The organism is Clostridium puniceum (assembly GCF_002006345.1).
GTDB classification, from domain to species: domain Bacteria; phylum Bacillota; class Clostridia; order Clostridiales; family Clostridiaceae; genus Clostridium; species Clostridium puniceum.
On the sequence record NZ_LZZM01000058.1, the window covers coordinates 1 to 4,128 of the forward strand.

Below are 4,128 nucleotides of genomic sequence, written 5' to 3' on the forward strand. Positions count from 1 at the left end.
TACCTTCGGTGACGGTTATTCCAGAAACTAAATTTATCATATGATTCTTTAACGCAGAAGAATATGGTAGATTTAACTCTAAAATATAGTTGCTTATTAATTCATTTTGGTTTAATATTGTTGTCAGCATAGATTACCTCCTTAGGTTTGGTGTTGCAACTTAAACCTAACATATTTGAGGTATCTATGCTATTTTTTTATAAAATTTTGTTAAAGTAATTTATGGATTTATATCCATAGAAAAATTTCTCAAATTAATGCACAAGTCAAGTTATTAATATATTAATTATCGTCTAAATCTAATATTTCTTTATTCCACGAAATTAATTAACTCAACATATCGAGTAGGTGAACCTCAGAAATAATTTTCTGAGGTCTTTCCTCTCACAGAACCGTGCATGCGGGCCTCGCACACGGCTCTTGATAAATCTAAATCACTCATAATAGTGATACAAAACTTTGGTTTCTACTTTAGACATGTCAAACAGTTTGATTTCATCAAACCACGAATTAGGAAGCGCCATACTTATCAATGGACTAGCAGAATTTCTCCACCTCGTCATGGAAATCTTTTTGAAGTTTCCTTTATATCCATTTCTTCTAAGTGCTTTGTGAAGTGACTTATACCTTTTCCATTCTTTCATCTTTTTCATTCTAAGTCTTCTACGAATCCAGCTTGATAGATTCCTAAACACCTCTTTGCAATTTGCTATCTTAAAATAATTACACCAACCTCTTAACACTCTATTAAGTCGTTTTATAATTGTTTCAACATTTATCCCACTTGTCCTAGGTGTAAGTTTTCTTATCTTATCTTTAAACTTCTTAATTCTTTTTGGATGTATAGATATGTAGTTTCTTTTGATTATAAATCCTACATACGGTATGCCATTATCAAGATTAGTTATATGTGTTTTCTTAGCATTAACTGTTAGTTTCAATTCCTCTTGCAGAATTTTAGTTGCAAGATTTCTGTATCTTCCAGCTTCGCTTTTCGACTTTGCAAAAACTAATATATCATCAGCATATCTTACAATGCGAATACCTCTTCTCATCATTTCCTTATCAAATTTATCCAAGTATATATTCATTAACAATGGTGAGATTACTCCCCCTTGCGGACTTCCGATAGGAGTTTCTTCAAAAGCTCCATCCTCCATTATCCCAGATTCAAGAAATCTTTTAATTAATTTCAGCACTTTTCCATCACTAATCTTTTGATTTACACTTTCAATAATCAGTTCATGATTTAGAGTATCAAAACATTTTGATAAATCCATATCCACAACATATTCTAGACCCCATTTATTAAGAAATGTTTCAGCTTTAGCGACTGCTCTTTGACAGGAACGGTTAGGTCTATACCCATAACTAGACGGATGAAAGTTTGGTTCAAATATAGGCTCTATAATATTTCTTACTGCCTGTTGTACAACCCTATCCTTCACTGTTGGAATTCCTAATGGTCTTTTAGTTCCATCATCTTTATCGATGTAAGTCCTTCTTACGGGACTCGGTTTGTAGTTACCTTCTTTGAGTTCACAATGAATTTCATTAATTTTATCCTCCAATAAACTTGCGAAATACTCAACAGTTTCTCCATCTATTCCTGGAGCTCCCTTGTTTTTTTTTACAAGCTTAAAGGCTTTCAAAATATTATCCTTATTATATATTTTATCTATCAAACTATAATATTTCTTCATTGTGACCTCCTTTGTTTCGCTTAGTTTTGTAAAATTAAATTTATATTATAGATAGACCTTTAGTTCACTATTTAGAATCGGATTCTCTAGCATATAGCAATATACCTAATTCTTAAATAGCTAGTGTTCACGGCACGGACGTACTTTGTAGATGAATTCTCTTACTCCACATTTAGATGTTCCTTCCAGTATTTCAACTTTCTTTATCTTTACCTTATCTATATAAAATTTTATTTGTCTAACTAACTTTGATTTATCTTCATCCCTTCGCAACTAGTAATAACTTTTGATTAAAACTAGCCTATTGTAACTTAATGCACAATATCTTCTGAGTTTTCTCCTCCAGAATAATGTTACCACCTTTCATTGGCTCAGAATTAATAACTACTACGGAATCATCTGCCACCCTACACTACATAAGGCATTCTTGTCTTTCAACTTGTTTGCCATTACTCATCATTAAGATAATATAGGGCTTCTCCAGTTAAGCTTGCCTGCCCCATATGAACACATCCATAAAAACTAATAAAGTTACTACCGAAATTAGGACTTTCCTACTTTTTGCAAGGTTATCCACTTTACTAGCCAATACTTGGTTTACTTGCGTTATGTTCCATATGTCCTCTAGGGCTTCCTTCATACCTTACCGTTACCAGTAACGCACTTGCCTTCGAGTTGTCTTCCTATCGGGTCGGCGACACGGGCTTCTTTCAGCCCGTCGGCTCAGCAAACATGCTGGACGAACAAAAAGGCACAGAAATTATTTTCTATACCTTTCAATTATCTTAATTTTTTTAAGTTAATTATTAAAGTTTCTAATATGCTTTTTACTCTTATAAAGTTTTCAATTCTATATGTACTTAAATTAATATCTATATTTTTAGTTTACCACTTTATAGCTTCATTTAATATTTTAGTAAACTTTTCGGCTCCTTTATTATTTAAATGAGAAACATCTAGAAAATCATCATCATCAAACTCCTCTGATCTAAAATAGTCTATATATTGGAAATCATATTTTTGTCCAATTTCTTTGATAATACCATGAAACTCATCTTCAAGCCTCTTTGAAAAGTATTTAGTGTAATATTTAATAGCTGGACATACAAGAACTATAGGCTTAATTTTATTATTCTCTAATAATTGAAGATAATCTTTTAAAGTTTGTTTATTTTCTCTAACTGTTTCAATATAATCTTTACTACAATCAAGCAATGCTTGTTTTTTCCCTATTTCATGTTTTAACTCATCGTCTAATTTATAAAACTCAATTTCTTGATTGAAATTTGTACGATATTCTTTTTTAAAAATCATATTCTCAATCTTAAAATCATAATTACTTATGGTTTTATTTTTATTTTGATTTATGAAATTATAAAAAACAACTTTATTTTTCATAGCTGACTTTAAAAGATCATATTGAAAACTATAATAACTTAACCCTATTATGCAATAATCAATTTGATTATTGTGTTTATTGTTTATTATATATTCAGCCATTTTGTAATCATGTTTTATATCTTGACTAGCAAAAGCTGCCAATATAAATTTATGCTTTAATAAATTTTCCAAAATAGCGGCTCTTGTATACGAGATTCCTGTTATTATTCCTCTATAACTAGAATTATTATGATAAGTGGTTATTACATTTTCTACATAATTATTATTAGAATCAAACCATTTAAAAAATCTAATTACTTTATTTCTATCTATATTTAATTCTTTAAGTTGCTCAGAAATTTCTTCCTCATACTGACTTGCAATTATTATGTAGTCATATTTGAATTTTTCAATCTCATTAGGAGATACAACAGGATAAGAATCTTTATATCCAACTTTACTTTTATCATTATCTATATAAGCAACTATCTTAACATCTTTTTCTAAGCTGTTTACAACATTAAATGCGGTTTTTCCAGTTCCAAATATCATAACTCTCTTCAAATCAAATCACCTACTAGTTTTAATTTTCATATCTAGTTAAGACTTTTCTGAGCATGCGCTTAGTTATCTTTAATGAAAAATCATTAACATTAAAATTTTCTAAATTATTTTTTACATCTATATATTCTTTATTACGAATATGTGCTTTTTCAAAACATTCTTTAGCTTTTATTTTATTATTTAAATAAAAATAGCATACCCCTAAATTATTTAAAGCTTCTATAAAATTATCATTCAATTTATAGGAACTCTCAAAACATTCTTTAGCTTCTGTATAATCCTTGACTATTTCTAAATTATATAATCCAAGATAGAAATATTTTTTATAACTCTTATTAAGTTTTATCATTTCTCTATATGCTTCATCAAAAAGTCCTAATTTAAAAAGTACAGAAATATAATCTATGATATTATCTTCCATAATAAAATTTCTTGCTAATATATTCTGTTTTATAAATTCTAAACTATATTTATTATTTAC

General features: G+C 28.9%; 3 protein-coding genes and 1 pseudogene. All 4 read right to left on the minus strand.

Going from position 1 to position 4,128, the window contains the following annotated elements:
• Positions 1-173 (minus strand): annotated as a pseudogene (locus CLPUN_RS26950) (IS701 family transposase); the annotation flags it as partial.
• Positions 174-434: 261 nt separating this feature from the next.
• Positions 435-1,703, minus strand: a complete 1,269-nt coding sequence (ltrA, locus tag CLPUN_RS05070; protein WP_077846250.1) for a group II intron reverse transcriptase/maturase — start codon at positions 1,701-1,703, stop codon at positions 435-437.
• A gap of 885 nt (positions 1,704-2,588) precedes the next feature.
• Positions 2,589-3,647, minus strand: coding sequence for a nucleoside-diphosphate sugar epimerase/dehydratase (locus tag CLPUN_RS05075; protein ID WP_077846251.1), 1,059 nt, complete (start codon positions 3,645-3,647; stop codon positions 2,589-2,591).
• Positions 3,648-3,666: 19 nt separating this feature from the next.
• Positions 3,667-4,128 (minus strand): tetratricopeptide repeat protein (locus CLPUN_RS05080; RefSeq protein WP_207652742.1); only part of this gene is annotated, 462 nt, incomplete at its 5' end.